This is a genomic window from Pedobacter steynii (genome assembly GCF_001721645.1).
Lineage (GTDB): Bacteria > Bacteroidota > Bacteroidia > Sphingobacteriales > Sphingobacteriaceae > Pedobacter > Pedobacter steynii_A.
Genome location: NZ_CP017141.1, coordinates 5,988,986 through 6,014,626, shown reverse-complemented (window position 1 = coordinate 6,014,626; position 25,641 = coordinate 5,988,986). Strand labels below are relative to the sequence as shown.

25 protein-coding genes are annotated in these 25,641 nt (G+C 40.5%); 10 read left to right on the top strand and 15 right to left on the bottom strand.

Annotated features, from left to right (window positions below; translation table 11 throughout):
- Window positions 1-146 precede the first annotated feature (146 nt).
- Both BFS30_RS24965 and BFS30_RS24960 read right to left on the bottom strand, forming a co-directional pair.
- Window positions 147-1,385, bottom strand: coding sequence for a DUF4374 domain-containing protein (locus BFS30_RS24965; RefSeq protein ID WP_069381787.1), 1,239 nt, complete (start codon window positions 1,383-1,385; stop codon window positions 147-149).
- 25 nt (window positions 1,386-1,410) lie between these two features.
- A complete protein-coding gene (locus BFS30_RS24960; RefSeq protein WP_069381786.1) occupies window positions 1,411-3,855 on the bottom strand; it encodes a TonB-dependent receptor in 2,445 nt (814 codons plus the stop codon).
- A 302-nt stretch (window positions 3,856-4,157) separates the two neighbouring features.
- On the opposite strand from BFS30_RS24960, the gene BFS30_RS24955 reads away from it, so the two are divergent.
- Complete coding sequence (locus BFS30_RS24955; RefSeq protein ID WP_083252231.1) at window positions 4,158-5,153, top strand: helix-turn-helix domain-containing protein; 996 nt, start codon at window positions 4,158-4,160, stop codon at window positions 5,151-5,153.
- A gap of 34 nt (window positions 5,154-5,187) precedes the next feature.
- On the opposite strand, the gene BFS30_RS24950 is transcribed toward BFS30_RS24955, so the two are convergent.
- A complete protein-coding gene (locus tag BFS30_RS24950) occupies window positions 5,188-5,679 on the bottom strand; it encodes a DUF1569 domain-containing protein (protein WP_069381785.1) in 492 nt (163 codons plus the stop codon).
- 185 nt (window positions 5,680-5,864) lie between these two features.
- Here BFS30_RS24950 and BFS30_RS24945 point away from each other — a divergent pair, with 185 nt between their 5' ends.
- Window positions 5,865-6,563: a zinc metallopeptidase gene (locus BFS30_RS24945; protein ID WP_069381784.1), complete on the top strand. Its 699-nt coding sequence runs from the start codon at window positions 5,865-5,867 to the stop codon at window positions 6,561-6,563.
- An 82-nt stretch (window positions 6,564-6,645) separates the two neighbouring features.
- On the opposite strand, the gene BFS30_RS24940 is transcribed toward BFS30_RS24945, so the two are convergent.
- The 6 genes from BFS30_RS24940 to BFS30_RS24915 all read right to left on the bottom strand — a co-directional run bounded on the left by BFS30_RS24940 (window position 6,646) and on the right by BFS30_RS24915 (window position 12,775).
- Complete coding sequence (locus tag BFS30_RS24940) at window positions 6,646-8,664, bottom strand: DUF7594 domain-containing protein (protein ID WP_069381783.1); 2,019 nt, start codon at window positions 8,662-8,664, stop codon at window positions 6,646-6,648.
- Between the two features lie 111 nt (window positions 8,665-8,775).
- Window positions 8,776-9,573, bottom strand: coding sequence for a subclass B1 metallo-beta-lactamase (bla, locus tag BFS30_RS24935; protein ID WP_069381782.1), 798 nt, complete (start codon window positions 9,571-9,573; stop codon window positions 8,776-8,778).
- An 80-nt stretch (window positions 9,574-9,653) separates the two neighbouring features.
- Complete coding sequence (locus BFS30_RS24930) at window positions 9,654-10,811, bottom strand: hypothetical protein (RefSeq protein ID WP_069381781.1); 1,158 nt, start codon at window positions 10,809-10,811, stop codon at window positions 9,654-9,656.
- 184 nt (window positions 10,812-10,995) lie between these two features.
- Entirely contained in the window at window positions 10,996-11,307 is a 312-nt protein-coding gene (locus BFS30_RS24925; protein WP_069381780.1) for a hypothetical protein, read from the bottom strand.
- 174 nt (window positions 11,308-11,481) lie between these two features.
- Window positions 11,482-11,913, bottom strand: a complete 432-nt coding sequence (locus tag BFS30_RS24920) for a hypothetical protein (RefSeq protein ID WP_157263049.1) — start codon at window positions 11,911-11,913, stop codon at window positions 11,482-11,484.
- 145 nt (window positions 11,914-12,058) lie between these two features.
- On the bottom strand, window positions 12,059-12,775 hold the full coding sequence (locus BFS30_RS24915; RefSeq protein WP_237028656.1) for a DUF421 domain-containing protein: 717 nt from the start codon (window positions 12,773-12,775) through the stop codon (window positions 12,059-12,061).
- 125 nt (window positions 12,776-12,900) lie between these two features.
- On the opposite strand from BFS30_RS24915, the gene BFS30_RS24910 reads away from it, so the two are divergent.
- The 4 genes from BFS30_RS24910 (at window position 12,901) to BFS30_RS24895 (ending at window position 17,648) form a co-directional block, all read left to right on the top strand.
- The gene (locus BFS30_RS24910; RefSeq protein ID WP_069381778.1) at window positions 12,901-13,587 is read left to right on the top strand and encodes a DUF4369 domain-containing protein; all 687 of its coding nucleotides are present in this window, start codon (window positions 12,901-12,903) and stop codon (window positions 13,585-13,587) included.
- Window positions 13,588-13,595: 8 nt separating this feature from the next.
- Window positions 13,596-14,744 (top strand): peroxiredoxin family protein, encoded by a 1,149-nt coding sequence (locus BFS30_RS27620; protein WP_083252230.1) that lies wholly within the window; start codon window positions 13,596-13,598, stop codon window positions 14,742-14,744.
- Window positions 14,745-14,883: 139 nt separating this feature from the next.
- Window positions 14,884-15,330: a DUF6265 family protein gene (locus BFS30_RS24900; protein ID WP_157263048.1), complete on the top strand. Its 447-nt coding sequence runs from the start codon at window positions 14,884-14,886 to the stop codon at window positions 15,328-15,330.
- An 86-nt stretch (window positions 15,331-15,416) separates the two neighbouring features.
- Complete coding sequence (locus BFS30_RS24895) at window positions 15,417-17,648, top strand: B12-binding domain-containing radical SAM protein (RefSeq protein ID WP_208603008.1); 2,232 nt, start codon at window positions 15,417-15,419, stop codon at window positions 17,646-17,648.
- On the opposite strand, the gene BFS30_RS24890 is transcribed toward BFS30_RS24895, so the two are convergent.
- Window positions 17,643-18,032, bottom strand: a complete 390-nt coding sequence (locus BFS30_RS24890; protein ID WP_069381776.1) for a hypothetical protein — start codon at window positions 18,030-18,032, stop codon at window positions 17,643-17,645. The genes BFS30_RS24895 and BFS30_RS24890 overlap by 6 nt on opposite strands.
- A 98-nt stretch (window positions 18,033-18,130) precedes the next feature.
- On the opposite strand from BFS30_RS24890, the gene BFS30_RS24885 reads away from it, so the two are divergent.
- Both BFS30_RS24885 and BFS30_RS24880 read left to right on the top strand, forming a co-directional pair.
- Window positions 18,131-19,237, top strand: coding sequence for an AraC family transcriptional regulator (locus BFS30_RS24885; RefSeq protein WP_069381775.1), 1,107 nt, complete (start codon window positions 18,131-18,133; stop codon window positions 19,235-19,237).
- Between the two features lie 84 nt (window positions 19,238-19,321).
- Window positions 19,322-19,972, top strand: a complete 651-nt coding sequence (locus BFS30_RS24880; protein ID WP_069381774.1) for a DUF2306 domain-containing protein — start codon at window positions 19,322-19,324, stop codon at window positions 19,970-19,972.
- Between the two features lie 9 nt (window positions 19,973-19,981).
- Here BFS30_RS24880 and BFS30_RS24875 read toward each other — a convergent pair whose 3' ends face one another.
- From BFS30_RS24875 to BFS30_RS24865, 3 genes are all read right to left on the bottom strand, one after another.
- The gene (locus BFS30_RS24875) at window positions 19,982-20,275 is read right to left on the bottom strand and encodes a DUF1330 domain-containing protein (RefSeq protein ID WP_069381773.1); all 294 of its coding nucleotides are present in this window, start codon (window positions 20,273-20,275) and stop codon (window positions 19,982-19,984) included.
- A gap of 24 nt (window positions 20,276-20,299) precedes the next feature.
- Window positions 20,300-20,707, bottom strand: a complete 408-nt coding sequence (locus BFS30_RS24870; RefSeq protein WP_069381772.1) for a DinB family protein — start codon at window positions 20,705-20,707, stop codon at window positions 20,300-20,302.
- 69 nt (window positions 20,708-20,776) lie between these two features.
- Window positions 20,777-21,616 carry a helix-turn-helix transcriptional regulator gene (locus BFS30_RS24865; protein ID WP_069381771.1) on the bottom strand — a complete coding sequence of 280 codons (840 nt, stop codon included), beginning with the start codon at window positions 21,614-21,616 and terminating at the stop codon, window positions 20,777-20,779.
- 105 nt (window positions 21,617-21,721) lie between these two features.
- Here BFS30_RS24865 and BFS30_RS24860 point away from each other — a divergent pair, with 105 nt between their 5' ends.
- On the top strand, window positions 21,722-22,537 hold the full coding sequence (locus tag BFS30_RS24860) for a helix-turn-helix domain-containing protein (protein WP_069381770.1): 816 nt from the start codon (window positions 21,722-21,724) through the stop codon (window positions 22,535-22,537).
- A 101-nt stretch (window positions 22,538-22,638) separates the two neighbouring features.
- Window positions 22,639-22,998 (top strand): TfoX/Sxy family protein, encoded by a 360-nt coding sequence (locus tag BFS30_RS24855; protein ID WP_069382657.1) that lies wholly within the window; start codon window positions 22,639-22,641, stop codon window positions 22,996-22,998.
- Between the two features lie 33 nt (window positions 22,999-23,031).
- Here the strand turns inward: BFS30_RS24855 and BFS30_RS24850 are convergent, their stop codons facing one another.
- A complete protein-coding gene (locus BFS30_RS24850) occupies window positions 23,032-24,333 on the bottom strand; it encodes a paraquat-inducible protein A (protein ID WP_069381769.1) in 1,302 nt (433 codons plus the stop codon).
- The gene (locus BFS30_RS24845) at window positions 24,320-25,636 is read right to left on the bottom strand and encodes a paraquat-inducible protein A (RefSeq protein WP_069381768.1); all 1,317 of its coding nucleotides are present in this window, start codon (window positions 25,634-25,636) and stop codon (window positions 24,320-24,322) included. Before BFS30_RS24845 ends, BFS30_RS24850 begins: the two co-directional genes overlap by 14 nt.
- Window positions 25,637-25,641: the final 5 nt, after the last annotated feature.

Sequence of the window (25,641 nt, the reverse complement as noted above, 5' to 3'; positions counted from 1 at the left end):
GAACTAATTTAGGAAATTATCTTTCCTTACGCTGCGGATTTATGATCAATTGGTCAGGATCGGGTCATTTGATAAAGAGGAAATCAAGGGCGTAAAAAAAGACCAGGTTGATGCCTGGTCTTTTTATTTACATGAAATAATCTGGTTTAGTTACCAGGAGTCAGTTTGCCGATATGGCCAACATTCGACACGCCTTCTACTACAATACCTCTTTTTGCCGTATTGTCTGAAGGGTTGATCGCATAAATTACCGATTCAGAAGCGCGTTCAGGAACAGAGATGTATGCCGTACCTTTTTCTACAAACATAGGCATGCTGTAGTCATTTCCAGGGATTTCAGGCATTCCGCTCACCCATGAAAAGGTTTTGTTCAGTACGTCTGCTACTCCAATTCTGGCTTTATCTCCGGTACCGTCTCTTTTGATCATTGCCAGGACAAATTTGTTGTTTCCAACATACTCACCATGCTGAATTCTATAACCTGCAGTCAGGTCTTCCACTCTGAAAAAGTAAGATTTGTCGAATTCTTCCGTGTTTTTGTTGATTTTAAGGAAGGTTGAACGAACACCTGCAGGCATTTCATCATCAGGAATCGCGTTACTGAAAGTGTATACATCGCCACTTTCCGTTTCTGCCAGTCCCATACCTCCGTAATACCTTCCGATATAAGGCATACGGTTATCGCTGATCGTTTTGATGAAGTTCAGCTCCATGTCGAAGATGGCAACATAGGCCCGGTTTCCATAACTGCCACCCCATTGGTTTTCAGCAGTACCGTTGATGGGCTGGAAAACCATATAGATTCTGTTGCCAACCTGGAAAGCACCCTGGATATGGGCCATCTGATCTTCGATGTTTTTACCATCTACATACACGATTTTCTGATCAATGGCTTTATCGCTGATCACTCTTCCGGTTTCTGTACTGATGCGGTAACCTCTTCCGGTAGGGGTTTTGATGTTTCTTGCTACGTTGAATACGATGATTTCCTTACGGTCTTTTAAAGGGAGAAACACGTTCACCGACTTGATCCCAAATTGTTGTATTTTTTCGATTTTACCGTTTCCATTCAGCTGGAATACTTCTGTTACGCCATCATTACCTCTGTTGTATTTGAAGACAAACACTTTATTGTTCTGAAATACCAGTGTACTTCCGGCGGTTTCCAATCCGTTTCCTAAGATCGTTGTTTTTCCTTCCGTCAGGTTGCCCAGGCTCAGGATATAGTTTTTACTTTCCTCGGCTGTTGCGGATTCTCCGGAGATGATGTACCTGCCATTGACATCCGTTCCCGGCCCGTCATCCGATTTATTATTGCTTTTGCAGGAGCTGAAAGTAAGTGCTGCGGCTAAACCGGCGAGTAAAAATAAATTGTTCTTTTTCATTTTGTATGGATTTGTGTATAGTGATTTATTTGAATTTGTTAAAGAGGAAATAGCGGAGCTTAAGGTTGAACGAGCGGCTTGGCTTTTGCAGTTTGTAATGGTCATACAGCAGGGCATCCGTTAAGTTCAGGCATTCCATGGCCAGGTTATATTTACCTCCGGCGAAGCTGTACAGCAAATTGGCGTTATGCGCGTATTGCTCAGGAATGGTGTATTTTTCATTTTTGTTGCCCAAGGAAGGCCAGCCTTCAAAATAGGCATGTACATAGAGCAGGTTATAACCTACAGTCAGGTTATCTCCCTTAGACATCAGGTTCCGGAAGGTATAGGATGCATCCAGATTTCCATACATGTAAGGCATATTCGGCAGCCTGTCGCCATAAATGATACTTTGTTTATCGCCTTCGCCACCTTCGAACTTAGTCTGGTTTCTGAGGTTCTGATAGGTCACATTTGCGCCGATATTGAATGCCGTTTTATAGCGGTACCTGATATTGGCTTCTATTCCGGTATTGTCCACATCGCGCAGGTTGACCATACGCTGAAGGGTATATTTGTTACCTGCATTCAAACTCGGGCGGATAAAGTCTTTGGAATAGCGGTAGAGCAATGCGGCATCAATGGTGAAGAAATGTGTATTATTGATGGCCGGGGTATAGATGGCGCCGATGTTTACATTTTCACTGCTTTCCGGTTTAAGGGAGAAGTTTCCGGTAAGTGTATTTACGTTTCCAAATAACTCTGAACTCTCAGGCACCCTTACCCCATGTTCGTAAGAAGCACGTAACTGGAGGTCTTTGCCCAGAAAATAGGTGCTGGCCAGGCCATAACCTGTAGTGCTGAAATTGTTCTCTGACCAGCCATAATCACTGTTGGAAGGTCTGTCGACACCGGTTATATTGATAAAGGCCTTAGAGCGCTGGTAGTAATGTTTGAAAAATACCGTGGTGTTCCAGCGTTCATTTGCATCAAAACGATAGGCTGCACCAAGTACATTTTTTGAGGTCGTCTGTGGTCTTTCGAAATAAAGGTCTTTCTCTTCCAGCAGGTCTTTTCCTATTCTGCGGAAGGTGTTAAAGGTATTGTTGATCACGAAGGAATGCTGATCGTTCAGTTTGTAGCTCAGGTTGATGGTCCCGATTCCGTTGTTGTTTTTATAGCGGTAAAGCATGCGTTCTCTTTCACCACCTTTAATGTCCGAGTTGCCATAGCTGAAATCTTTTACCACCTGTCCCAGCCAGTTGTACTGTTTGTTGACCGTGTCAATGGTTTTTTCGTGTCCCAGGTTGAAGTTTCCGGAGATATTCAGGTCCAGACCTTTTAGTCCGAGATTCTTTTTCAGGTATTTTAGGGAAGGCATGACCAGGGTTCCGCTTGTTCTGCGCGCACCATAGACATCACCCATAACCACTCCATTCTGAATATCTGCTTTATTCTGGCCTAGGTCTAAACCAAGGGTCAGCATATCCGCCCAGGACTTTCCTTTTACGCCGGCACTGAACCGGATCATCTCATTGCGGTATCCATCGTGGAAACGTCGTGCTTTTACCCGCTCAATGGTTCCATACTGATCTACCTGGGTTTCTGTATTTACCCAATAATCGTTGTCGGAGTAATTCTGATAAGCATTGAGGTTTAAAACGATTCCCTTTGCAGTGGTATAGCCTGCATTGACCGAACTTCGGTGGGTATTGAAAGAGCCGTAAGAATAGGAGGCATCCAGGTAATTTGATCTTCCGGAGTTGGTAATGATGTTTACTGCTCCACCCAGGGCATCTGAACCCAATGAAACCGGTACTACACCTTTATATACTTCCAGGCGTTCGGCCAGGTTTACCGGAATGTTATTGATGTCGAAAGAGCTGCCGAAGTTATCCATAGGAATGCCATCGATGAAGAATTTTACCTGATTTCCGGAGAAGCCATTTAACGAAAATTCCGTTCTTGAGCCTACACCGCCACTTTCTCTGATTCGTACTCCAGCAACGCGGTCCAATGCTTTTGCCAGGTTAAGTGTAGTATTGTGCAGTTGTTTGGCATCAATGGCGGTAACCTGATAAGCTTGTCTGTTTGCCTGCTGGGTTTTTGATCTTCCGGCAACATTGACTTCTTTCATCTGTTGTGTACTGCTTTTCATGACCAGGTTTCTGACGATGTTTGCGCCATTTTTTACCTGAACCTCCAGCGCTACGGATTGGTAACCAATCATACTGAAGATTACCTGGTATTTGCCTTCGGGCAACTGTTGCAGTTCGTAACTGCCTTTTTCGTTGGTTGAAGTTCCTTTTTTTATGGATTTAAAGGACACTGATACGCCCGGAATGGGAGATCCGCTTTGATCCAGTATGGTTCCTGAAACATTTCCCGGCGACTGACCGAAGGAGCGGGCAGAGATCAACAGGAAAGAGATCAGCAGAAAGAATTTTACCAGATAATGGCCTTGAATTGAATTAAATTTTAATTGCGACATGCGTTGATTTGGAGTTTTATTTAGACTCGATATAAATAATGCGGCAAATATACAGTCAGCTGTGCTTTTAGTTTTGTGATAAAAGGATTATTAATTATTAAAAAAGGATTAATTTAATGTGCTTTTTTATCGTTATTATGGTGTAATTAATTGCTTATTATGTTAATTTAAAGGAGGTTAATGGGATGATTTGCTTGAAAAGTGCAGGCGTTGATTAAAATTAATTGCAAAAGGAGGGTGGTAAATGTTATTATTTAGACCGAATAAAAATAACTTTGCAATTCAAATCTGCTTTTAATTAAATGATAAGAATTAAATCAAAACTGTTGCATATGGACCAATGGATCTCCAATAAAGAGATTCCCGAGGCCTATGATCCCAACAGTTTAATGCTGGAAGAAATTGTGGAGATGGAGGACGAGACGATTAAACAGCTGAGGAGCATACAACTCAGCACCAGTGGTGCTTTTATCATTGATACAACTATGAATTTTAATCAGACTGTGGTCGATCTGTTTGAGATTGAAGGCAGCAGTATTACCCTTGATTTCATGTTAGAGGGTAGTCCGATTGAACGCGTAGAAAAGCTGGCCGCGCTGGAAGATGCCCCTCAGGAATACCATACGATCCGCTATACTCCTTCATTTAAGGGAACATTTGAAATGAGCCCATTCCAGCCGATCAATTATTTCTGTGTCATCCTTTCCGAGGATTTTTATTTTAACCTCATCGGCCAGCAATCTGAGCTGCAGCGGGAATTTGCCAGTCAGGTGGCAGGCAGGAAACACAGTTATTTTGCCCCTGTAGGTTCGCCGATTACCGCATCGATAAAAAACGCGATCTCTGATATTTTAAGGTGCAAGCGGAAGGGTATTCTTAAACGGATGTTTGTGGAAGCGAAGATCCGTGAGCTTTTGGTCCTCCAGCTGGATCAGTTGAAACAAGAGCCAAAGCTGATATCAGGAAAGGGTTTTCTGAAAGAGGGAGAGCTGCATAAGCTGATGGCCGCAAAAGAAATTCTGGAAAGCAATTATGCCAATCCTCCATTGTTATCTGAGTTGTCCAAAATGGTTTCCCTGAATGAGTTTAAGCTAAAGAACGGGTTTAAAGAAAAATTTAATACGACGATTTATCAGTACATCATCCGGCTAAAAATGGAAAATGCACGCTATCTTTTGCATCAGAAAACACAGTCTATAGGGGAGATTGCCTATTTGTCGGGTTATAAGGATGTCTCCAATTTCTCTACGGCTTTTAAAGCATTTTATGGCTTTAGTCCGAAAAAAATGAGGGGTTAACGTATGAATTGCCGGTTATTTATGAAGGTGTTGATCATGAGGTAAATGGCATTAGGCCGAACTGTTTTAAGTGATGCCTGAAATGTTTGCTATGCCAGATCAGCCATTCTGCTTCGTTCATTGCTCCGAAGCCACCGTGTATGGCAGTTGTTCCCGGGGTTTTAAAATACTGGTCAAAAGTATCCAGCTCTGTCATCAACTGATCAATGGCAGTCTGCAGATCGGGATATCTCAATTGACCAGGTAGTTCCCCTAATATCACGTTCTTTGGAATTTCCCGATCGGAATAGATATTGGCAAGTTTTGCGCGCATGGCTTCCTCTTCAGACACCTCACAAAAAGGTTCTTTTGTACCATTGGTGTACTGGACCTGCTCTATGAGGTGTTCTACCATTTGTTGTGGGTTCATCTTTCCCCATAGGGCTTTATTTTCCGGGTTTAATGAGAGAAAAAGTTTCAGCAGGGTATTCCGGCTTTCTTTAGCCACTAAACTACCGCGGTTTTCCTTGTCAGATAAATGGTTCATGATTTACAGGGATTAATTGAAGCTAACCGTTCATCGTAGGTCATCTCTTTGTTTTTAAGGAGTATTGTCATAGCGAATGTAATGAAGCTTTCAAAAGAAACGGACTATGGTTAAAGAAATTATGGAAAACCGAACCATTTAAAGTTAGCATTGTTATAAAGATTTACCGGATTTATTTTAACACCATGGGACTCACAGGATATTACCTTATCGCAGGTATTATGTTTGTTGTTGGATGGATTGTCAGCAGCAGGCTCAAAAGTAAATTTAATGAATACAGTCAGATTGGGCTTCGAAATGGCCTGAGTGGTAGGGAGATTGCGGAAAAGATGCTCGCCGATAACGGCATTTACAATGTCCGGGTGCTTTCCGTACCCGGTCAGCTGAGCGACCATTATAATCCCTCAGACCGAACGGTTAACCTGAGTCCTGATGTGTATGAAGGAAGAAGTGTATCTGCTGCTGCGGTTGCAGCGCATGAATGTGGTCATGCCGTTCAACATGCCAGGGCGTACAGCATGCTCACTTTTCGCAGTGCCATTGTTCCTTTTGTGAACATCAGTTCTCAGCTTTCGCAATGGATTATACTGGCTGGGCTGGGCTTTTTAATCGGCCGGGCCAATCCTACGATTCTACTGGTTGGTATTGCCTTATTTGCGGTGACGACTTTGTTTACCATCATTACGCTCCCGGTAGAATATGACGCGAGTAACCGCGCCTTAAAATGGCTTGAAGAAAGCCATATGACCACGACTGCTGAACATGATATGGCTGCCGATGCCTTAAAATGGGCTGCACGTACCTATGTGGTCGCAGCCATCAGTTCAGTTGCCACTTTGCTTTATTATATTCTGCTTTTTATGAACAGCAGAGACCGGAACTGAGCCGGGGTTTTTCATCAGAAAAAAATAACCTTAAAGAACTAAAGAGTCATTTGAATATGATCAAATGACTCTTTAGCCAATATTATAGTATAATATTCAATTGCGGTTTATTTGCTGTTGCTTCCTTACTTGTAAACTGCACATCATTTTTGGCACTTGCTGCCGCTTCATTGAGGAGGGCAAACGTGATGATTTTATTGCCTGCAGCGAGTTGCTGGTTGATGATATCGGTCACATCTATTGCATATTTTTCTGCCTTGTAAACGGTGAAGCTATTGACAAGGCTTCCGTTAGCTGGGGCATTGTTCCAGTTCAATGAGGTTTCCAGCCAGGAATTGGACAGGGTGGTATAGACTTTAATAACCCGGGATGGATCTGTATTTACTCCGGAGGCATTCAGGATTAACCTGGCATTCGAGATTGCTGAGCTGCTTATCGCTGAGAAATCAAATTTCACATAAGATTTTCTGGCGTAGGAGCTCACATCTGATTTCACATATATGCCTGTTTCTGTACCGTAATTAGTGGTTGCATACGTCCCGTTTCTTACATAGCTATCTGCATTGCTTACAAAACCGCTGAAACTATAGGCCGATTGTGCTGCGCCAATATCAGGATTACTGCCTGGTAAGGTAGCCTGGAAATAATCCAGTCCGCCGTTACTGACCATATTAAAGCCTGCGGAGATCAGGGCTGAAGATTTCTGCAGTTTAAAATTCTCCACCAGCGCTGGTGCGGAAACGTTAACGAATTTAGGATTAACATATATATTTCCTGAAACAGTGCCTGCCGGGCCATTAACCGCGATGATCGATGCCGGATAGAAACAATTGTTTTGAATGACACTGGAAGTGCTGAGCGGTTTATCGCCAAATTTACTAACCGTCCCTTCAGCGTATATAATGTTGTTATTGAATACACTGTTGAAAGCGCCGCTTTTAAAGATATAGTCCAGGTTACCCTTGATATAGAAAGTGTTGTTATAAATTTTATTGCTGGTACTGGTTGAGATGTAAAGAAACAAGCCATAACTTGGGGTCTGGGCATCATTAATACTTAAGTTATACCGGACGATGATATTTTTTGAACTGTTCATGAACAACATGAATGCCCTTTTGTTATCATGAGAATAGTTGTATTCAAAAATATCGCCATCGGTGGTCAGATCGGCATCAAATGATTGTCCGTCGTTTACCCCTCCGCCTTTGGTATTGAAAACCTCGTTAAATGCTACTCTCGTGCCGATGCTGTTAATGGTCCAGCAAACCGCATAGTTTAAGGAAGTTGTGGAGTAAGCGCAATTGTTAAAAGTGTTTCTTGTTGCGGCAGAGTTGATCACGTTTGATAAGACAATACCATCGCCGAGAATATTTTCCAGGTAATTCTGGTCGAACACCACATTAGTACTTTTTCCAGGCGCACCTAAAGTCCGGATTCCTTCCAGGGTAGAGTTTTTTACGGTATTGCTCTGTACGAGTACATTGTCGGTATTGCCACCGAAAATAATTCCACCTGAGGATTTATTGGACACGGTGCTGGTTCCCGGGGCACTTTTTACATCATGAATGTCACAGTTCATGATCCTGATATCGGATCCCCTGACAGAATCTGCCTGGCCCACATAGATTCCCCTGACGCTGGTATTTGTTGCTGTTCCGGTATTTGTGAGGTCGAAATTGTGTATTTCCCAGTAGGATTGATTGTTTAAAGAAATGGCGGAGCTGCCGTTTGATCCCGGACCGTTAATCTGCGGCTTGTTGCCTGTGCCATACCGGTTTAAAATGATGTTGGAATTTGGAATGCCAGAGCCTTTTGGTGCCAAATGGCCGGCCCAGACGCCGCCGGATTTGAACAGGATCTGATCACCCGGGTTAAAAACCATGGAATTGACCTTGTCAATTGTTTTCCAGGCCTGCGTGTCGCTTTTTCCATCGTTGTTGTCGTCCCCATTGGGGTCTACATAATAGACCGTGCCTGTGGTGCTGGCAAGGGTCATCATTCTCTTTGTGTCTGGCTGTAGCTCCTGTTGTACTGTTGATTTTTTACAGCTGAGCATCAGCGATAAGGCCAGGAGAATGGCAGGGAGATTCAAGTTTTTCATAATCGTTTACATTTGGTTAAATGGTTTATGAACTTGAATTTCAGGAAATTGATGCTCAGCCTGGGGTGAATATCCCATCTAAATAGGGGGGATATCTATTTACCACAGAAATTATTTTATGGTGTCTTTAAATAGTTTGATCGTATAATCCAGCAATTCTGTTCCTCCGTAATTTCCATGGCCGGGAATAATGATTTTTGCATCAGGGAATTTTTGTTTAACTTTTTTTACGGTTTGTGACCATTCTTTCTCATTAGCATCACCCAGATAGCCTTTGCTTGCATCTACTTCTTTAATAAGGCAGCCTCCAAACATAGCCTGATCTGCCGGAACGTATCCAATGATGTTGTCTTTGGTATGACCTTCTCCGAAGTAGCTGGCATAAACTTTAATATTTCCAACCTTTAAATCAAGTTTTTTGTCGAAGCCTTTGATCCGGCTGGTATTGGTCTTGGTTTTTGATTTTAACAGTTCAATGGTCTGGTTGGATGCGTAAGAAGGAATGTTGAACTGATCAAACATTTTCAACCCACCTACACAGTCCTCATGAAAATGAGTAGGAATGATGGCTTTTATTTTGACATTCATTTTTTTGGTGACATAGTTTATCAGTTCTTCTGAACTCTGGTTATCCGCAGGGGTATCGAAGACAATGGCTTCATTTCCATCGATTACAATCATTCCGTTGCATTCTACCTTTCCATAATCCTCGGTGTTAAAATAGGACAGGTGCTGGTAACAATGACTGGAAAGTTTATTGATGATCAGGGTAGTCGTTTTATATATTGCCGAGTCAGCAGGCAGGGTCTGGTCGGCTGCTTTTGTAACCTTAGAGGAAGCCAGAATCTGAGCTGCAATGGCTATTATTACAAGGATTGGTTTCAATTTTGATACTTTTAAAATATTCATGAGCTATACTTTTTCATTTTTATGATTCAAAGAAACGAACTATTTTGTTCAAAATATGCTCTTTATCGACGATGATTTGTTTAAAATGTGAAATTGATTTCAGTTTGTAGGTGGTAGCCAATCCTCTCATCTGTTGTTAAATTTGTGGCCTGATAAAAAAGAGGAGCACCTAATCCTTTTTCTATATATCCTTTATCTATGGTATGATAAAAAGCTTTTATCTTTTCATATCCTTTAGCTGCTTTCATAGCCCGTTCTAAAGAAGGTGAGAAGCCTTTTATGAATACCCCGGAAACTGCCTGTTCCAGAATTGCCCTTTGTTCTGCCGAAGCCTGGCCGTCTGTCATTGCTGTAAAGGCAGCATTAATCTCTCCAAAGGTATGGTTAGATTCTATGGTTAAAAGTGCAATGGAGCCATAACTTAATGATTCGATTACTGCAGCATCTTTTGAGGTAATGGAAGTACCATTGGTGTTCAGGTAAATCTCTTTATAAGGGAAGGACCTTTCGATCACAAGTTCGTGGTTTATGGTTGCTGCATATAGGAGAAAGCCATTCTTTTTTTTCAGGCGGCCCCTGGGGTCTGCTGATTGATTTGAAAATTCCAGATAATCATTGATGTTTGCTCCTGCAGATAATTTAAGGTATTGTTGCTTTACGACGTTGTAATCACTAAATCCGGTTCTTGCCCCCTGCGAATACTCCACTTGCTTTCTTGGCCTGGCATTTCGGAAAACATCGGAAATAAATTTCTTTGTAGCCAATAGAGATGGTTCAAATGTATCCTGAAACTCCTCAAGATTCCATGGGTTACTGAAATAATAAGATAGCTTGCCGGCACGGTATTCCGGCATTGACCGTCCGCTGCCGTTTAAAAGAGAGGCTTCAGATGCCAGGGCGCCAACGTAAAGGCTGTCTTTAAAAAGAGGGCTGAATGCAAAGCTATATTCCTTATCTACGTTCTGCACTTTGAAGGTAACACCGGTGCTATCCTTCCAGACGCTGTCTGAAACTAACCGGATATCTGTGCGAAGTTTTATTTGCTTTCTGATAGAGTCGAGCTTAAAGGCTTTATTGCTCGCAACAGGTTTCGGTTCCGGAGTGGGGGTGATGACCGGATCTGGTTTTATGATGACCGGATCTTTTTTACAAGAATAAATCAGTATGGTAAAGACGCTAAAAAAAAACAGCAACTTAACAGTTATCAAATTTAACTGATTTCTATTATGGTTATTCATATTTTCAGATAATTAATAATCGTCTAAAAATAGCTTTTTTTATCCCGCTTGTATATTTATTATACTATTATTGTTTTTATTGTAGAATTATGTGTTGTTTAGTTGCTTTATAGGTGCGTGGATACATGAAAAAGGCCGGATAAATCCGGCCTTTTTTAATATTCGTCCTGTATGACCAATTGAACTATTGAATCACTTTACCGTCTTCACCAATTTTGATGGAAGCAGTTTCTGCTTCTTTTTTTACATCAATCTGGTAGTATTTAGTTTTATCTGCGTTCGTTACCAGGAAAGCTGCTGTTGGTGTCCATGCTTTAACCGGCTCTGATTGTAAAGTAGTTTTTACTGCTTCAGGAAGGTCTTTCAATTCTACTGGTACTTTTGTAGCGCTATCTTGTTTAACTGTAATTGCTACTGGTTCTTTTACTTCAGTTGCGTTTGCTGCTGTTAATCCTGCGAAAGCTAAAAATGCTGCTGATAAAATGATCTTTTTCATATTCTTTGTATTTCAGTTAATATTCTTGTTAATTACGTTTAGGATAGGTTTAATAATGATGCCATTAAAGATTGTTTTTGGCACAGCATTGATAAACAGTTGTTTATGTAATTTTAACGAAAATTAACTGTAGAGATCTTCTACACTATGTAGCTAAATAGACCGATAATTTCTTTATTTCTTATCCAGCGTAAATTCGGTAACATTTTTATAGGTGATGTCGCCGTCAACATCAATGTCTTCAAGACTCAATATCATTTGTTTGTTTCCATTAAACCTGAGGAGCAGGGTAGTGATTGAATCTCCTTCTCTCAGCTCCAGGGTATCTCCACTTAGCGTGTAGGTGTATTCTTCTGTGTTGTCTCCGTCCGTTCCGTTTTTTATGGATAATTTGTTCTCTCCCTGGAAAATAAACTGAAGGACCTCGTCATCATAGATCCGCTCATCCCGGTCCTTTTCCACATTGTTTTCGTACTCAATTCTTACTTGTTTCTGTACTTGCCAGGTTCCCAGCAAATTTCGATTGTTCTTTTTGTCCTGGTTTTCCTTTTTACAGCCGGCTAACCCTGCGAGGGTTACTAAGCAAATGATTAGTATTTTTTTCATGAGATAGGTATTGTGTTTATGCATAAAGCGTGGTAAATGATAGGAGTCAAAAGTAGGGAGATGGTTCGGTGCAGCCAAGGAATGGTGTGCTACTTACCGACTACGGGTTTTAGAGATAGCGTCTACAAAAGGTCTACGTTAGGATTTACTTAATACGGAGGCTATTGATGGCGGCCACCCATTTATCCTGTTCACATTTTTTACAGGTATGTTTCGGTTTAGGCTCAATTTCTTCAATGTTCCCGCAAAAGCAGCAGGCATAGGTATTCTTTTTAACGATTTCTGTACAGCTGTTTTCGAACAAAGCGGGGAGGATGGGCAAGCCATATTTTACGTTTTCGTTGGGAAAGAAATATACGCTTAGGTTTCCGGAAGTCTCCAAAATGGCGGTTTCTACCTGGCCGAGGTGTGAAATGCTATACTGTCTCAGTTCGGAGAAAAACTCGTCCTGGGCCAGTCCTTCTTTACCGAAGTTTTCAATGGAGAATTCGCCATTCTCTATCAGATAGGTACATTTACCTTCCACAAGGTCGTCAATTTTCGTGCTTTTTGCAGTCAGATACGTGGTGAACCTGTAGCAGGCTACAATGATGCTGAAAATAACGATCGGTACCAGTAAGCCGATTTCCTTATAAAACATGGGATCGCCAGCTGCAGAACCGAGGCTGATGATGACTACCAGCTCGAATATGGATAACTGTTTTACCCCTCGTTTACCCAATAGTCTGAGGCCTGCCAGGATGATCAGGTACATGATAAATGTACGCAGCGAGATTTCAAGTAAAAATTCAAGTCCTTCTTCACCGAAGAAAAATGAGGACCAGTCTATCATTAGTAATGGCTTTGGAAGAATCATATTCATGAATTTCGGTTTAACACTTAAACAGCCATTCAGGAAATATGTTTGCAAACTAAATAATTTGTACTAAAGTTTTAGTTTTCAATTTTAATCACCTAAATTGTTAGTTCAAACTAAAGCAATCCATCATGAAACATTTTATTTATCTGTTTTTATTGTGCATTTCGTCATTTACGTCGTTAGCCCAATCTATAAAGTTTACCATTCAGGGAAGTCTTAAAGACACAAAGAAGGCCAAATTCGCTTACCTGACCACATTATCTCATCAGGTGCCCATTTCCAGCGACAAGTTATTAATGGTCACACCAATTAAAGACGGAAAGTTCAATTTCAGGGGGACATTTGAGCTGGACAATAACACTTATCAGCATGCCGCTGTATTTATTGAGGAGCGGGGCAACATTTCTAAAGAGGAGCTGATTTCCAAATTTGGCCAACTGATCCTGATTACTGATCGTGAAAAGAACTTTAAGCATATTATACTGGAGGATATAGATCTGGTTATTGCTGAACCTGATCAAATGAAGACTTCTCGAATCGCATCAGGAGGAAAGCAGACCAGGATATTATATGAATGGTTCGCTGCACTTAGGTCAAAAAATGGAAAGCTTCTGGATTTTGTGAGAAAATTTCCTGATGCTCAGATGAGTCTTGATGCCGTGGCGGAGGCCAGTTCCGGAATTAGTCCGCTGAACCAGGATAAACTGGAAGCTGCTTTTGGCTCGCCTAAAGAATTGTATACCCTGCTTTCAGAAAGGCTAAAGAAAAGCGAAAAGGGCATGGCTTTAAGAAAGAAAATATATCACATTAAATAACAGGGAATATGAAACTGCAATTCACATTTGTTATTTTCCTGAGCGTCATTAACTACTTTACATTTGCCCAGCAGAGGCAAATTCCGGGGAAATTAATATTGACGGCTGATTTAAAAAGATTTAAAGTCAGACCGCTGAAGGTGAGTGTGGAAAGAATGGACCTGGGCAATTTTAACCTTAAGTCCGAAAGTATTAAAATTACCACAGCGATATTTCGGTATGAAAGTCCTTTATCGGAGCCGGAATTCTTAACCATCATGTTTTACTGGCCAGGCAGGAAAGTCACGTCTACCTCTTTTCTTGCCTTAGCTTCGACCTATCGTTTGCGTATTGATCAGGATTCAGCACCTGTAGTAGTTCGTTCTGATCCGCAGGAACTGGAGAAACAGATCAATCATCTGAAAGCAAAGATGAGATGGTATCATTTTCTGACGGATAGTCTGGCCAAAAATGTGAGCTATGAGAACAAAAAGATTGCAGATGTGGAAGCACAGATCAGTTTTATACAGGATTCTGTAGAAAATGTAGCTGACCATCATCTCTATAAAATGGTTATGGGAAATTTAAATAGTCCTTTTGGCTTGTATGCACTTTGCCAATATGCGGGCCGGCCTTTTGGAAATGAGCGCTTAAAGTCAAAACCAGAAGAGATAGAAAAATTGTTTCATCAACTGAGCGATGATATGAGGCAATTACCTTCTGCAGGGACATTGCTCAGTAAATTATTACTGGGGAGAACAATGGCAAAGGGAAAGGTGCTTAAGGATGTTTCCTTAAAGGATACAGCAGGTAAATCTATTCAAATCAGCAATTTCAGAGGTAAATATGTACTGGTGGATTTTTGGGCAAGCTGGTGTCAGCCTTGCAGGACAGAGAGTCCGACTTTGATCAGGGCTTACCTTAAATATAAAGATTTGGGGTTTCAGGTCATCAGCATTACCAGAGATGTTGCCACTATGAAACAGAGCTGGTTGGAAGCTATTAAGAAAGATCAGGTAAATCTATGGCCTCAGTTAAGTGATTTTGATGACCTGGCTCAAAAGGCTTATGATATTCAATACCTGCCCTCTAATTACCTGATTGACCCTAAGGGGATCATCATAGGAAAAGACCTGAGGGGCGAAAGGCTAATGGAAGCCTTAGAAAAGATTTTATAAACAGTATTTTTTTTGTCAGCCCTACTTTTAGTCCGAGGAGAATGAAAACAATTCCTGATGTCTTGTTCTCTCAATTTTCCTTATTTTTATGCTGATAGTTTTGTTCGGCAATAATGCAGGGTTTAAAAATTCAATGGGAATGAAAACATTTGTTATCGCATTTATACTTTTCCCTTTTAGTTTTTTTAGGATTAATGATGACTTTAATGATCTTCTTTTTTTAGAAGGAACCTGGAAAGTGGAAAATAAAGAAACTTATGAAACCTGGAAAAGAGGAGAAGGAAATACACTGAAGGGGAATTCCTACAAAATTAAAGAGGGAAAGAAAATAATAACGGAGGAACTTTTGATCAAAAGCCTGAACAATAGCATGGTTTACCAGGCCAGAGTTCTGGATCAAAATAATGCGCAGGTCATTGACTTTGTATGGAACAAAGATGTAAAAGACAAGTATTCATTTGAGAATTTATCTCATGATTTCCCTAAAAAGGTACAGTATACCAAATTAAATGACTCTACGCTTTTTGTGGAGGTTCTGGGGGAAGATGATAAAGGTTTTTCTTTCCGGATGGGGAGGAGGAAGTAAATTACCCATTTTTGTTGCTTTTATAGCTGATGGTTACCTGATGAAGCTCAAGAAATCATTTGATAAAGCCCAATACTAAAATAATTATGGATATTTTTGTAGGGAAATACAATTCCATTTTGAAAACAGATCTTTTTCTTGTCACACCTCCTTTTACCCAACTGAATACCCCGTATCCTGCCACTGCTTATATTAAAGGGTTTTTAAACACAAAAAATATTTCTTCCACTCAGGCCGATTTGGGGATTGAAGTGATCCTGACTTTATTTTCCAGGAAAGGTCTGGAAGATCTTTTTCTTCATGCTGAGCGCCTGTCTGGTCAGACGAGAAGCTTAAATGCGAAACGCATTCTTGCCTTAAAAAATGAGTACATCAAAACCATAGATGCAGTTATTGCTTTTTTGCAAGGTAAAAATCCAACTTTAGCATTGCAGATTTGTCAGGAGGATTTTCTGCCGGAAGCATCCAGGTTTGCAGAATTAGATGAGTTGGACTGGGCATTCGGTGCAATGGGAACCCAGGATAAGGGTAAGCATTTAGCGACATTGTATCTCGAGGATATTTCGGATTTTATCATTGAATGTATTGACCCGAATTTCGGTTTTAGTCGTTACGCGGAAAGGCTAGGCAGAAGTGCGAACTCGTTTGATGAGCTCTATGAAGTTTTAAATCAGGGATATACCTATATGGATGAAATCCTGATTGACATTTTGGAAAAGAAAATTGCGCTTATTCAACCTAAATTGTTTTTAATTTCTGTTCCTTTTCCAGGAAATTTGTATGCTGCTTTCCGATGTGCGCAATATGTGAAACGGAATTATCCTGAGGTTAAGATCTTGATGGGAGGCGGTTTTGCCAATACAGAACTCCGTTCGGTTTCTGACAAAAGGGTATTTGAATTTTTCGATTATATTACCTTAGACGATGGAGAGTTGCCAATAGAACTGGTTTATGATTCGATCCTAAAAGGCGGAGCCTTTCATCTGTATAAAAGAACATTTTTATTAGAGAATGATGAAGTTGTTTATAGAAATGATGCGTTAAGGAGTGATTATAAGCAATTTGATGTAGGAACACCGGATTATAGTGATTTACAGCTGGATCGATACATTTCGGTGATAGAAATTGTAAATCCAATGCACAGGATGTGGAGTGATGGCCGCTGGAACAAATTAACCATGGCGCATGGGTGTTATTGGGGGAAATGTACATTTTGCGATATTTCTCTGGATTATATTAAGGTTTATGAACCTGTTGCTGCTAAATTGATTGTAGACCGCATTGAAGAGCTGAGTAAAAAAACCGGTCAGAATGGTTTTCACTTTGTTGACGAAGCTGCTCCACCGGCATTAATGCGGGAGGTAGCGCTGGAGATTTTAAGAAGAAAAATTTCTGTAACCTGGTGGACCAATATCCGGTTTGAGAAAAGTTTCAGCAGAGATCTGTGTATTTTGTTGAAAGCATCGGGTTGTATTGCCGTTTCCGGCGGCTTAGAAGTAGCATCTGATCGGTTATTGAAGTTAATTGATAAAGGAGTAACAGTGGAACAGGTGGCTCAGGTTACCCGAAATTTTACGGAAGCGGGCGTGCTGGTCCATGCTTACCTGATGTATGGTTATCCAACACAAACCATTCAGGAGACAGTAGATAGTTTGGAAATGGTGAGACAGTTGTTTGAAGCAGGTATTTTACAATCTGGTTTCTGGCATCAGTTTGCGATGACTGCACATAGCCCGGTAGGAATGCATCCGGAGAAGTTTGGTGTAGTTAAAGAAACGGAGGCAATCGGAACTTTTGCCAATAATGATATCAATTATATTGACAAAACGGGAATAGACCATGATAAATTCAGTTTTGGCCTGAAGAAGTCGCTGTTTAATTTTATGCATGGGATTTGCTTCGATTATAAGCTACAGGATTGGTTTGATTTTAAGATTCCAAGAACAACAATTCCACCTGATTTTATTGAGAAAGCAATCAGGGAAGAAAGTAAGTTCAATACCAAATCAACGGCTAAAGTGGTCTGGTTAGGAGGGAAGCCCGACACGGAAAGCTTTACCAGGTATAAGAAAAACAAGCCTCTGGAAATGATGAATTTAACTTTTCATGATAAAAAGGAAACCTTTAGCATCCAGACCAATAAAAATGAGGGGGAATGGTTGGCTTCTATCTTACAGAAAATAGCGGTTTCTAACACCCAGGTTTATACATTTCAGGAAATAAAAGCTGATTTTGAAACTTCTGCCGAGCATTTCGAATTGTTCTGGTATTCAGACCCGATTTATAATTTAAGGGATTTCGGACTATTGGTTTTATAGTCCGGTTTTAACTTTGGATTTTTTGTGTTTTTCTATTTCTTCCTTAGTAGCTGGGTAGATTTCTGCAATTTCGCTTACGTTGTCTTTAAATACCTTCGCACGTACAGGAATGTTCAGACGATTGGCCTCTTTGATCAATTGGATGTTCTGCTCACTTCCTTCCAGACCAAGATCAATAAAGAAATATTGAGCACGGGGAAATAGTGCAACACTTGCGGTATCATTTCGCGTCATCACAATTTCAGCAAGTCCAGCCCCGAGATCAAGGGTAGGACCGTCTTTAATCCTCTTTTCTTTGGCATTAGTGTTTTTCTTTGTACAGGCAGAAAGGAGCAGGAAAACCGCGGAGAAAGTATAAATAAGAGGTTTCATTAATATTTTCATATAGAATATTATTTTGTGGCAGGTAGGCATAAAATTAAGCATTATTCAATATATTGTTGCTTTCTTTTATATTTAGCTTATATTTTTACCTATCGGTCATGCTACATATCATAGGGATAATCATTTCCTTGTTTCTTTCTCTACTTCTTTTTACAAAAAAGGGTAAGTCTGATGCAGATTTAGTATTGGCACTTTGGCTGTTCCTGATCTCCTTTCATCTGCTCAGCTATTATTTACTCGCTTCTGATCAATTTTCCGAATTCCCATACTTTCTGGGGCTTGAGATTGCCATGCCCTTTATCCACGGTCCTTTTCTATTTCTATATACCGCTTTAATAACCGGAAAGCGGGTCGGAAGATTACATTGTTTTTTTCATTTCCTTCCGGTCATCCTGATCTACCTTACCCTGTCAAAATTCTTTTTATTGACGCCGGCCGAAAAGGTACTTGTTTATAGAAGTAATGGCGCTGGTTATACGGCTCTTTTAAAAATTGTCCATTTCGCAATTTTACCTTCGGGAATTGCCTATATCGCCGGGTCGCTTTTCTTGCTGAAAGCACATCGTAGAAACCTATCAAATCAGGCCTCTTATCTGGAAAAGATCAATTTGAACTGGCTAAGGAATCTCACGATCGGGATGGGAGTGATCTGGTTGTCCATTCTCTTTGGCAATGACCGGTCTACCTTTACCTTTGTTGATTTATTTATCTTGTTTATTGGCTATTTTGGTATCAAGCAGGTTGGGATCTTTACCAATAGAATGCTATCTCCTGTTGAAGAAAAAGCCAAAGCGGTTGAACCTGAAAAGATCAAATATGAAAAGTCAACTTTAACGGAAAACACCGCTCAAAAAATACACGCGGAACTCCTGGCCGTTATGGAAGCTGAAAAGTTGTTTAAAGATGGCGAGCTTACGCTCGGAGTCCTTGCTAAATATCTTTCCGTACATCCCAGTGTATTATCGGAGGTGATCAATACTATGGAGAGAAAAAGCTTTTATGATTACATCAATGAACTTCGGATTGAAGAGTTTAAGGTAATTGTTGTTCTGCCTGAAAATCAACAATTCACACTATTGTCCCTGGCTTATGAAGTTGGCTTTAATTCTAAAACTTCCTTTAATAGAAATTTCAAGAACATAACGGGTTGTTCGCCAACAGCTTATTTACAGCAACAGAAAATACAACTCCAGGCCGCAACTTAACAAACAATAGGTTCCATCTTACAAGATGGTACGATTTTTAACCCGATAACGCACATTTTTGTGGTTCTAAATTTAATTGTTGACATGAAAAAAAAGATTCTTTGGTTTTTGTTTGCCATTTTCTCCATCACTATCGCTTTATATCCATTGCTGTATTTATTAACGGATGGAAAGTTTGGGATCCTAAATTCTAAACCGGAATGGCTTTTAGCGAGCGCGGTCTGGAATGCTGCCTTTTATACACATATTGCTTTTGGAGGGATTTCATTACTTATTGGCTGGACTCAGTTCAGCTCAAAACTTAGGGCTATAAATGTCAGGATACACAGACAGATCGGAAAAATATATGTGGTTTCAGCTTTATTAAGTTCTTTTTCGGGTTTCTACATTGCGCTGTTTGCGGACGGTGGATTCTGGGCTTCGCTCGGATTTAGCATCCTGGGGGTCATTTGGTTTTGTACGACTTTAATCGCTTACCTGGCCATCAGAAATAAGCAGCTTATAAGACACCAGACCATGATGATTTACAGCTATGCAGCTTGTTTTGCCGCGGTAACTTTAAGAATCTGGTTGCCTGTTTTGATTTTGATAATCGGCAATTTCAGAACGGCATATATTATCATAGCCTGGTGGTCATGGATACCGAATCTCCTTGTTGCCTATTTAATTGTTAAAAGATTAACAAAGGGCCTTGAATTAAATCAAGACCCATTAATAAGAAAAAGAGCGCTCTAAATATGCGAATCAAGTACTAAATTCTTTTACCAAAACCATTGTACAATTAGCTGTTGAATTTATTCTGATCATCTTTACCGCCTGGTATTCAGAATCATTATAACAATTCAGTGCTGCTTCTTCTGAAGGAAATTTCACAATTGCATTCATCTTTCTGGCCAGGCCTTCCACGACGATGGGAGCGGTATCTGAAGCTAAAATTTCTGCCCCATATCGCTGAAGTATCGGATAGACTTTCGGACCATATTCCTGATAGCGTTCTGCATCTACAATATCGTAGCTGTTTATATAATATACTGCCATGTTGATTGAGTTGAGGTTAAATTGTTAATAGATATATTCGGGTGGTATGATTCCGCTGCAACGTAAATAAACGGTTGCCTGTCCGCGGTGATGTGTAATGTGATCAAGGGTCGCATAAACGCCATTTACGGTTTCCGAATCTTCATTCATATGCGCGATGGTTAGCGCTAAGCCTGCAAAAGCAGTGTTCAGGTATGCGATAGTTGCAGTTTTATCTTCTGTAGGGGGAGGTGGCATCCATTCTTTATCTTTCTTTTTAAGGTAATTGTCTTCATACCAATGTATTCCGTATCCGATATGATGCAGGAGTTCCTTGAAGTTCCAGATCGTGTCTGCCGGTTTAAAATGATACCATTTTTCGGGCATTATTTCTGCGACACTTAGTGTGTAGTTTTTAGCCTGTTCCAGTCTTGATAATAATTGAGTTTTCATAAAAAGTATATTTTGTAAAAACAAAGCTAAAGCCTGGATTTGGCTAAGATTTAAGGAAAATTGCGCTTTTTATTTACGAGCAAAAGAAGGGGACATTCCGTACATTTTTTTGTACGATGCAGAAAAATGCTCCAGACTATTAAATCCGGCCAGGAAGGCAATGTCAGAAACCGGAGTAGAGGTATTGCAAAGCTGAAGATGAGCATGTTTTAAACGTACACGCAGTAAATATTGATATGGACTAACGCTGGTCATCTGTTTAAAGAGCCGGTTAAAATGAAAGGAGCTGAGGTAGCCCAATTCTGCAAGTTCGGGCAAAGAGATATCGGCGGTAAAATTTTCATTTATGAATTGTTTAACCGTTTCGATAGTCGGCAGGTAGTTTTTCTTTTGTTTAACCGTTAGTAATGGTGGTAATGCCGGTCTTTCGTAGGTTAAAAGTACCTGAATAAAAAGCTCAGTGATTAGCGTTTCTACCCATAGACGGGCTAACCGGGTGGTTTGTAAAAGTTGAAATATGCAATGATGCAGGTATTCTGTTTCCGGGCTTGCTTTAACCAAAACGGATTGAAGATCCGGATTGTCAAAAAACCAGGATAATGCGCCGGCATGTTCCTTTATCTGTTGTAAGCTCTCCTCTGAAATAGAAAAGATAGTACATTCGTCGGGAAATTTATGGTCATGGCCGACCCTATATTCATACCCCGGCTTATTGATTAAGAAAAAGCCATGGTAAGCATCGAGGTTATTTCTGAACACTTTGAATTGAAAATTGCCGGTTCTGATGTAAGCAATGACAAAGTTGTCCTGATGTTCTTTAGCAGATACCAGGCAATCTGTACACCGGCATAAAAAGTTATGTACGGTACAAATCTCCGAGCTATAAAGTGTTTGTATAGTGGCTTCCATTTTTATCACTAAATTTAAGAATTCTTATGAATTTTTGACAGCGGTTATTAGGGGCAGAGGCGAAGAAAGGGCAAAAAAACATCAGGAAAAGCTAAAAAAAAGATAATGAATTACCAGATATTTGAGCCGAGCGATGATCTGGCAGCAGTTGTCAGATGTTACTGGACATTGGAAAGCCCTAAAGAAAAAACACCTGAAAGAAACACCATTGTTCCCGATGGCAGTATGAAGATGATTTTTCACTATGGCGATTTGTATAAACATTACGCTGAAAATGGAAATAACACTCTCCTTCCGAGATGTTTCGTAATCGGACAACTGACGGGGCCGTTTGAAGTAGAGCCGACCGGGGAGACGGGCATTTTTTTTGTCCGCTTTCATCCGAATGGATTTTTACCCTTTGCAACAATTCCAATCAAAGAAATGGAAAATACCGCCGTTCCGTTGGAGAAATTATTTGGAAAAGAAGGGCAGGATATTGAGCAAAAGATCTTAAAAGCCAAATCAACACAGGACAGGATAGGTCTCATCGAATCATTTTTATTCAGCAGATTGGCGAATACGGAAGCCTTTGACCAAATTGTAAAATCAACCGTTGAAACTATTTTGACTGCCAATGGACAACTTTCAATTGATGAGCTTTCCAGACAAACCAATATCAACCGCAGACAGTTAGAACGTAAATTTTCTTCGGTGGTTGGTTTAAGCCCAAAACAGCTTTCAAAAACGATAAGGCTGCAAGCCACACTCAAAACCTTGCTGACAAAAAAAGTGAGCAGCCTTACTACTTTGGCTTACGAAGGTGAGTATTATGACCAGGCGCATTTTATTAAAGATTTCAAAGAGTTTACCGGAATTACACCCAAAGAATTTTATGGAGACCTCTTAAAGATGTCTTTGATTTTTGATCAAACGGATTAACCTTCCTTGTCGCATTTTTACAATTTTAGGTTTGAAAGTCATTTTAATTTTGCTGGCTAACGTGAAACAATTTAATCATGACAAATGTAAAATATCAAAATATGACCTACGACATCAAACTTGCCGACAGATTAAGAGCCTATCTTGCTGAAATACCCGATCTGGAAGTTGAAGAAAAGAAAATGTTTAACGTGCTGAATTTTATGGTAAACGGGAAGACCTGTGTTTGTGTAAGCGGAGAAAATTTAATGTGTCGTTTCGATCCAAAAATGCAGGAAGAGATTGCAGAAAAAAATGGTTATGAAACGATGCTAATGAAAGGAAAAGAATACAAAGGGTATTGTTATATAAATCCTGAAGGAATTCAGACAAAAATGGACTTCGAGTATTTTGTGAACTTATGCCTTGATTTCAATAAAACAGCCAAAGCGTCAAAGAAATCAAACTTGAAGCGGATGTAGCTTTGGAAAACTTCATGGGTACTATTCCAATAGTTATTTTTTTAATGGGTTTATACGTTTTAAGATCAGCGATAATAGTGAGGCATAGATCACATAAGCTACAAAAATGTAGTAGCCAGGTTGCAATGAAGTGTTATTTTGTGTTACGGTGGAAAGCAACTCCTCCTCTATATTCAAACCCGAGAGCTGGCTTTGCAGAATTCCATTTAAGCCAATGTAAGTCATCGCAATACCTACAACCATGACATCGGCCATATCCCATTTGCCTAAGTCCAATGCTAAAAATCTGATCAGCTTATTTTCAGCGTATTTATCTCTGCCCCATATCAGGATGCCCTTGCCGATCATTCGAAGCACGGGTAGAATAATAACGAAGAGCAATATGAGGATACCAACCAATATTGCATCGGGTTTAGGCTGTCCGATTAATGACTCCACTATGCCGGTTATACTCTTACTTTGAAAAAATAACACCTGATTGGTAAAAGCTAATTTTTCACTTAGCAGCGTAAAGTTTAAGGACTGGATACGCGCATCAACTTCTATGATTGTAGCGGTGATGCCTACCGATAAGAGGACAAAGGCAAACATGAGAGAGAGGATATATAGTGTAGTATGAAGGCGTACGTGTTTTCTCAGAAAGAACCAGAGAAAAAGCGCCAGCAGCACGCAACCAATCATCGCATAGGTATAATTATAGCTGAGTCTCTGTATTCTAATCAGCTGTGAATTGACAGTTTTCTCAAAATCCTCTGTATTGGAGACCTGATATTTTTTATAAATATGCCTGGTTACCGTAACGCTGGCTGGTTCCGTATTGTCGAATGTTTGTTTTTCCAACTGGTCGACTTTACTGGTGACAATGTTTTTGAGTCTTTTCTTACTTGTAGGCTTATTGATCCTGGCAACAATGGTTGCGGCGAATGCGGGAACTTCTGCCTGGATTTCTTCCGGATCAACCAATGCGTTGAATGCCAGTTTTTTGAGTTTGCCACCAATACTCTTTTGTGGTTTATTGACCTCGGCAACGGCCTTGTCAACAAGACTGTTTAATTGTTTTTCGACCTTTTTCTGAAGCGCTTTCTTCTGCACGGCCGTCATGTTGAACTCGTTCACCTTGTCGTCAACTACCGCAGCCATTTTCTCACGCCACTGGTCCACGGATAAGATACCAAAGGTAATGCTGTTTGCGACACTGTAATCTGCTTTGATTTCTTCCTGCTGGCTGGAAAGAGTCGATATGCGGAATCCAAACCAGGCCTCTCCGCAAAGCAGCAGACTCAGGCCAGCCAGGAGCAAAATATTAGGAAGGGCTACTTTTCTAATGGCTTTCATGAGGAGAGATGAATTTTAGGATGGTCGACAAAATGAGGCCGTATAATACAAAGCTGATGAATATGATAAATCCTGGTTGGAGCGCAGTATTGTTGGTGGTAATGACATTTAAGTCATCGCTTTTAATATTCAGGTTGTTCAGCTGACTGTCTAGCAGTCCATTCAGGCCGATATACACCATTAATATTGCGATGACGATGACATCAGCCATGCTCCATTTACCAGATTGAAAGGCAAAATACCTGATGACCTTGTTCCGGGCAATTTTCTTTGTGCTCAGCAGGTGTATACCGGTAGCGCTAAGCTTCATGACAGGGAAGAGTATGCTGAAGATTAATATCAGAATCCCTACTGCTACGGCATCCATAGCAGGTTGGCTAATCAATACCCTGACCACATCCAGAATGCTTTTGCTCTGGAAGAACAATACCTGGTTCTCAAAAATCACATGTTCGCCCAGCAGCACAAAATCGAGTGCTTTGATGCGTGCATCGACCTCTATCATAGACGCTGTCAGGCCGATAAAAAGCAATATGAATGCGAACATCAACGACATGATGAAAAGGGGCGCGTGCAAATCAATCCGTTTTCTTAATATCCACCATAGCGATAAAACGATTACGATACAACCCAACATCGCGAAGGAGTAATTGTAAGTTAAAGTCCTGATGTGCGATAGTGAAGAGTTGAGTTTGCTGTTTAATTCTTCATTGGACGATGCGCGATATTTTTTATAGATTTTTTCGGATGCAGCTTTCGTGGCAGCTACGGTGCTGTCCAGATATTCCGCACGTTCCAGTGCATCAAACCTGTTCATCGCCATCTTGCTGAGCTGCTTTTTATTTGTGGGATTATAAACTTTGGCAATAATTTCTTTAGCGAATGAAGGAGCCTTCTTCCGGAAGTCATCTGTATTTACGAAATTTTTAACTATAAATTTCTTGATTTTTCCGTCGAGGGTCTTTTTAGGCTTATTGATCAATGCTTCTGCCTTGTCAATCAGTGCAATGATGATTTGTTCAACTTCCTTCTGAAGTGTTTTCTTTTGTTTGGCACTAAGCGTGAAATCGCGGATCTGGTGACTGACAATTGCCGAAACTTTGTCTCGCCACTGCTCTACAGAGAACAGCCCTGAGCTGATGTTGTTAATATTAGCGTAATCTTCCTTGATCTCTTCCTGCTGGTCTGAAAGCTGGTGTAGCCGATAACCAAAATACCCTTCAGCGCCTAACAAAATTGCAAGGCCGAAAACCAGCAGGAGTTTTGAAATGATTTTATTCCTGGAAGTCGTCGTCTCCTGCATAAGCT

What these genes read in the sequence shown, in the direction of transcription:
- BFS30_RS24965 (WP_069381787.1), bottom strand. Translation starts at nt 1,385, where the DNA reads ATGAAAAAGAACAATTTATTTTTACTCGCCGGTTTAGCCGCAGCACTT.
- BFS30_RS24960 (WP_069381786.1), bottom strand. Translation starts at nt 3,855, where the DNA reads ATGTCGCAATTAAAATTTAATTCAATTCAAGGCCATTATCTGGTAAAA.
- BFS30_RS24955 (WP_083252231.1), top strand. Translation starts at nt 4,158, where the DNA reads ATGATAAGAATTAAATCAAAACTGTTGCATATGGACCAATGGATCTCC.
- BFS30_RS24950 (WP_069381785.1), bottom strand. Translation starts at nt 5,679, where the DNA reads ATGAACCATTTATCTGACAAGGAAAACCGCGGTAGTTTAGTGGCTAAA.
- BFS30_RS24945 (WP_069381784.1), top strand. Translation starts at nt 5,865, where the DNA reads ATGGGACTCACAGGATATTACCTTATCGCAGGTATTATGTTTGTTGTT.
- BFS30_RS24940 (WP_069381783.1), bottom strand. Translation starts at nt 8,664, where the DNA reads ATGAAAAACTTGAATCTCCCTGCCATTCTCCTGGCCTTATCGCTGATG.
- bla (WP_069381782.1), bottom strand. Translation starts at nt 9,573, where the DNA reads ATGAATATTTTAAAAGTATCAAAATTGAAACCAATCCTTGTAATAATA.
- BFS30_RS24930 (WP_069381781.1), bottom strand. Translation starts at nt 10,811, where the DNA reads ATGAATAACCATAATAGAAATCAGTTAAATTTGATAACTGTTAAGTTG.
- BFS30_RS24925 (WP_069381780.1), bottom strand. Translation starts at nt 11,307, where the DNA reads ATGAAAAAGATCATTTTATCAGCAGCATTTTTAGCTTTCGCAGGATTA.
- BFS30_RS24920 (WP_157263049.1), bottom strand. Translation starts at nt 11,913, where the DNA reads ATGAAAAAAATACTAATCATTTGCTTAGTAACCCTCGCAGGGTTAGCC.
- BFS30_RS24915 (WP_237028656.1), bottom strand. Translation starts at nt 12,775, where the DNA reads ATGAATATGATTCTTCCAAAGCCATTACTAATGATAGACTGGTCCTCA.
- BFS30_RS24910 (WP_069381778.1), top strand. Translation starts at nt 12,901, where the DNA reads ATGAAACATTTTATTTATCTGTTTTTATTGTGCATTTCGTCATTTACG.
- BFS30_RS27620 (WP_083252230.1), top strand. Translation starts at nt 13,596, where the DNA reads ATGAAACTGCAATTCACATTTGTTATTTTCCTGAGCGTCATTAACTAC.
- BFS30_RS24900 (WP_157263048.1), top strand. Translation starts at nt 14,884, where the DNA reads ATGAAAACATTTGTTATCGCATTTATACTTTTCCCTTTTAGTTTTTTT.
- BFS30_RS24895 (WP_208603008.1), top strand. Translation starts at nt 15,417, where the DNA reads ATGGATATTTTTGTAGGGAAATACAATTCCATTTTGAAAACAGATCTT.
- BFS30_RS24890 (WP_069381776.1), bottom strand. Translation starts at nt 18,032, where the DNA reads ATGAAAATATTAATGAAACCTCTTATTTATACTTTCTCCGCGGTTTTC.
- BFS30_RS24885 (WP_069381775.1), top strand. Translation starts at nt 18,131, where the DNA reads ATGCTACATATCATAGGGATAATCATTTCCTTGTTTCTTTCTCTACTT.
- BFS30_RS24880 (WP_069381774.1), top strand. Translation starts at nt 19,322, where the DNA reads ATGAAAAAAAAGATTCTTTGGTTTTTGTTTGCCATTTTCTCCATCACT.
- BFS30_RS24875 (WP_069381773.1), bottom strand. Translation starts at nt 20,275, where the DNA reads ATGGCAGTATATTATATAAACAGCTACGATATTGTAGATGCAGAACGC.
- BFS30_RS24870 (WP_069381772.1), bottom strand. Translation starts at nt 20,707, where the DNA reads ATGAAAACTCAATTATTATCAAGACTGGAACAGGCTAAAAACTACACA.
- BFS30_RS24865 (WP_069381771.1), bottom strand. Translation starts at nt 21,616, where the DNA reads ATGGAAGCCACTATACAAACACTTTATAGCTCGGAGATTTGTACCGTA.
- BFS30_RS24860 (WP_069381770.1), top strand. Translation starts at nt 21,722, where the DNA reads ATGAATTACCAGATATTTGAGCCGAGCGATGATCTGGCAGCAGTTGTC.
- BFS30_RS24855 (WP_069382657.1), top strand. Translation starts at nt 22,639, where the DNA reads ATGACCTACGACATCAAACTTGCCGACAGATTAAGAGCCTATCTTGCT.
- BFS30_RS24850 (WP_069381769.1), bottom strand. Translation starts at nt 24,333, where the DNA reads ATGAAAGCCATTAGAAAAGTAGCCCTTCCTAATATTTTGCTCCTGGCT.
- BFS30_RS24845 (WP_069381768.1), bottom strand. Translation starts at nt 25,636, where the DNA reads ATGCAGGAGACGACGACTTCCAGGAATAAAATCATTTCAAAACTCCTG.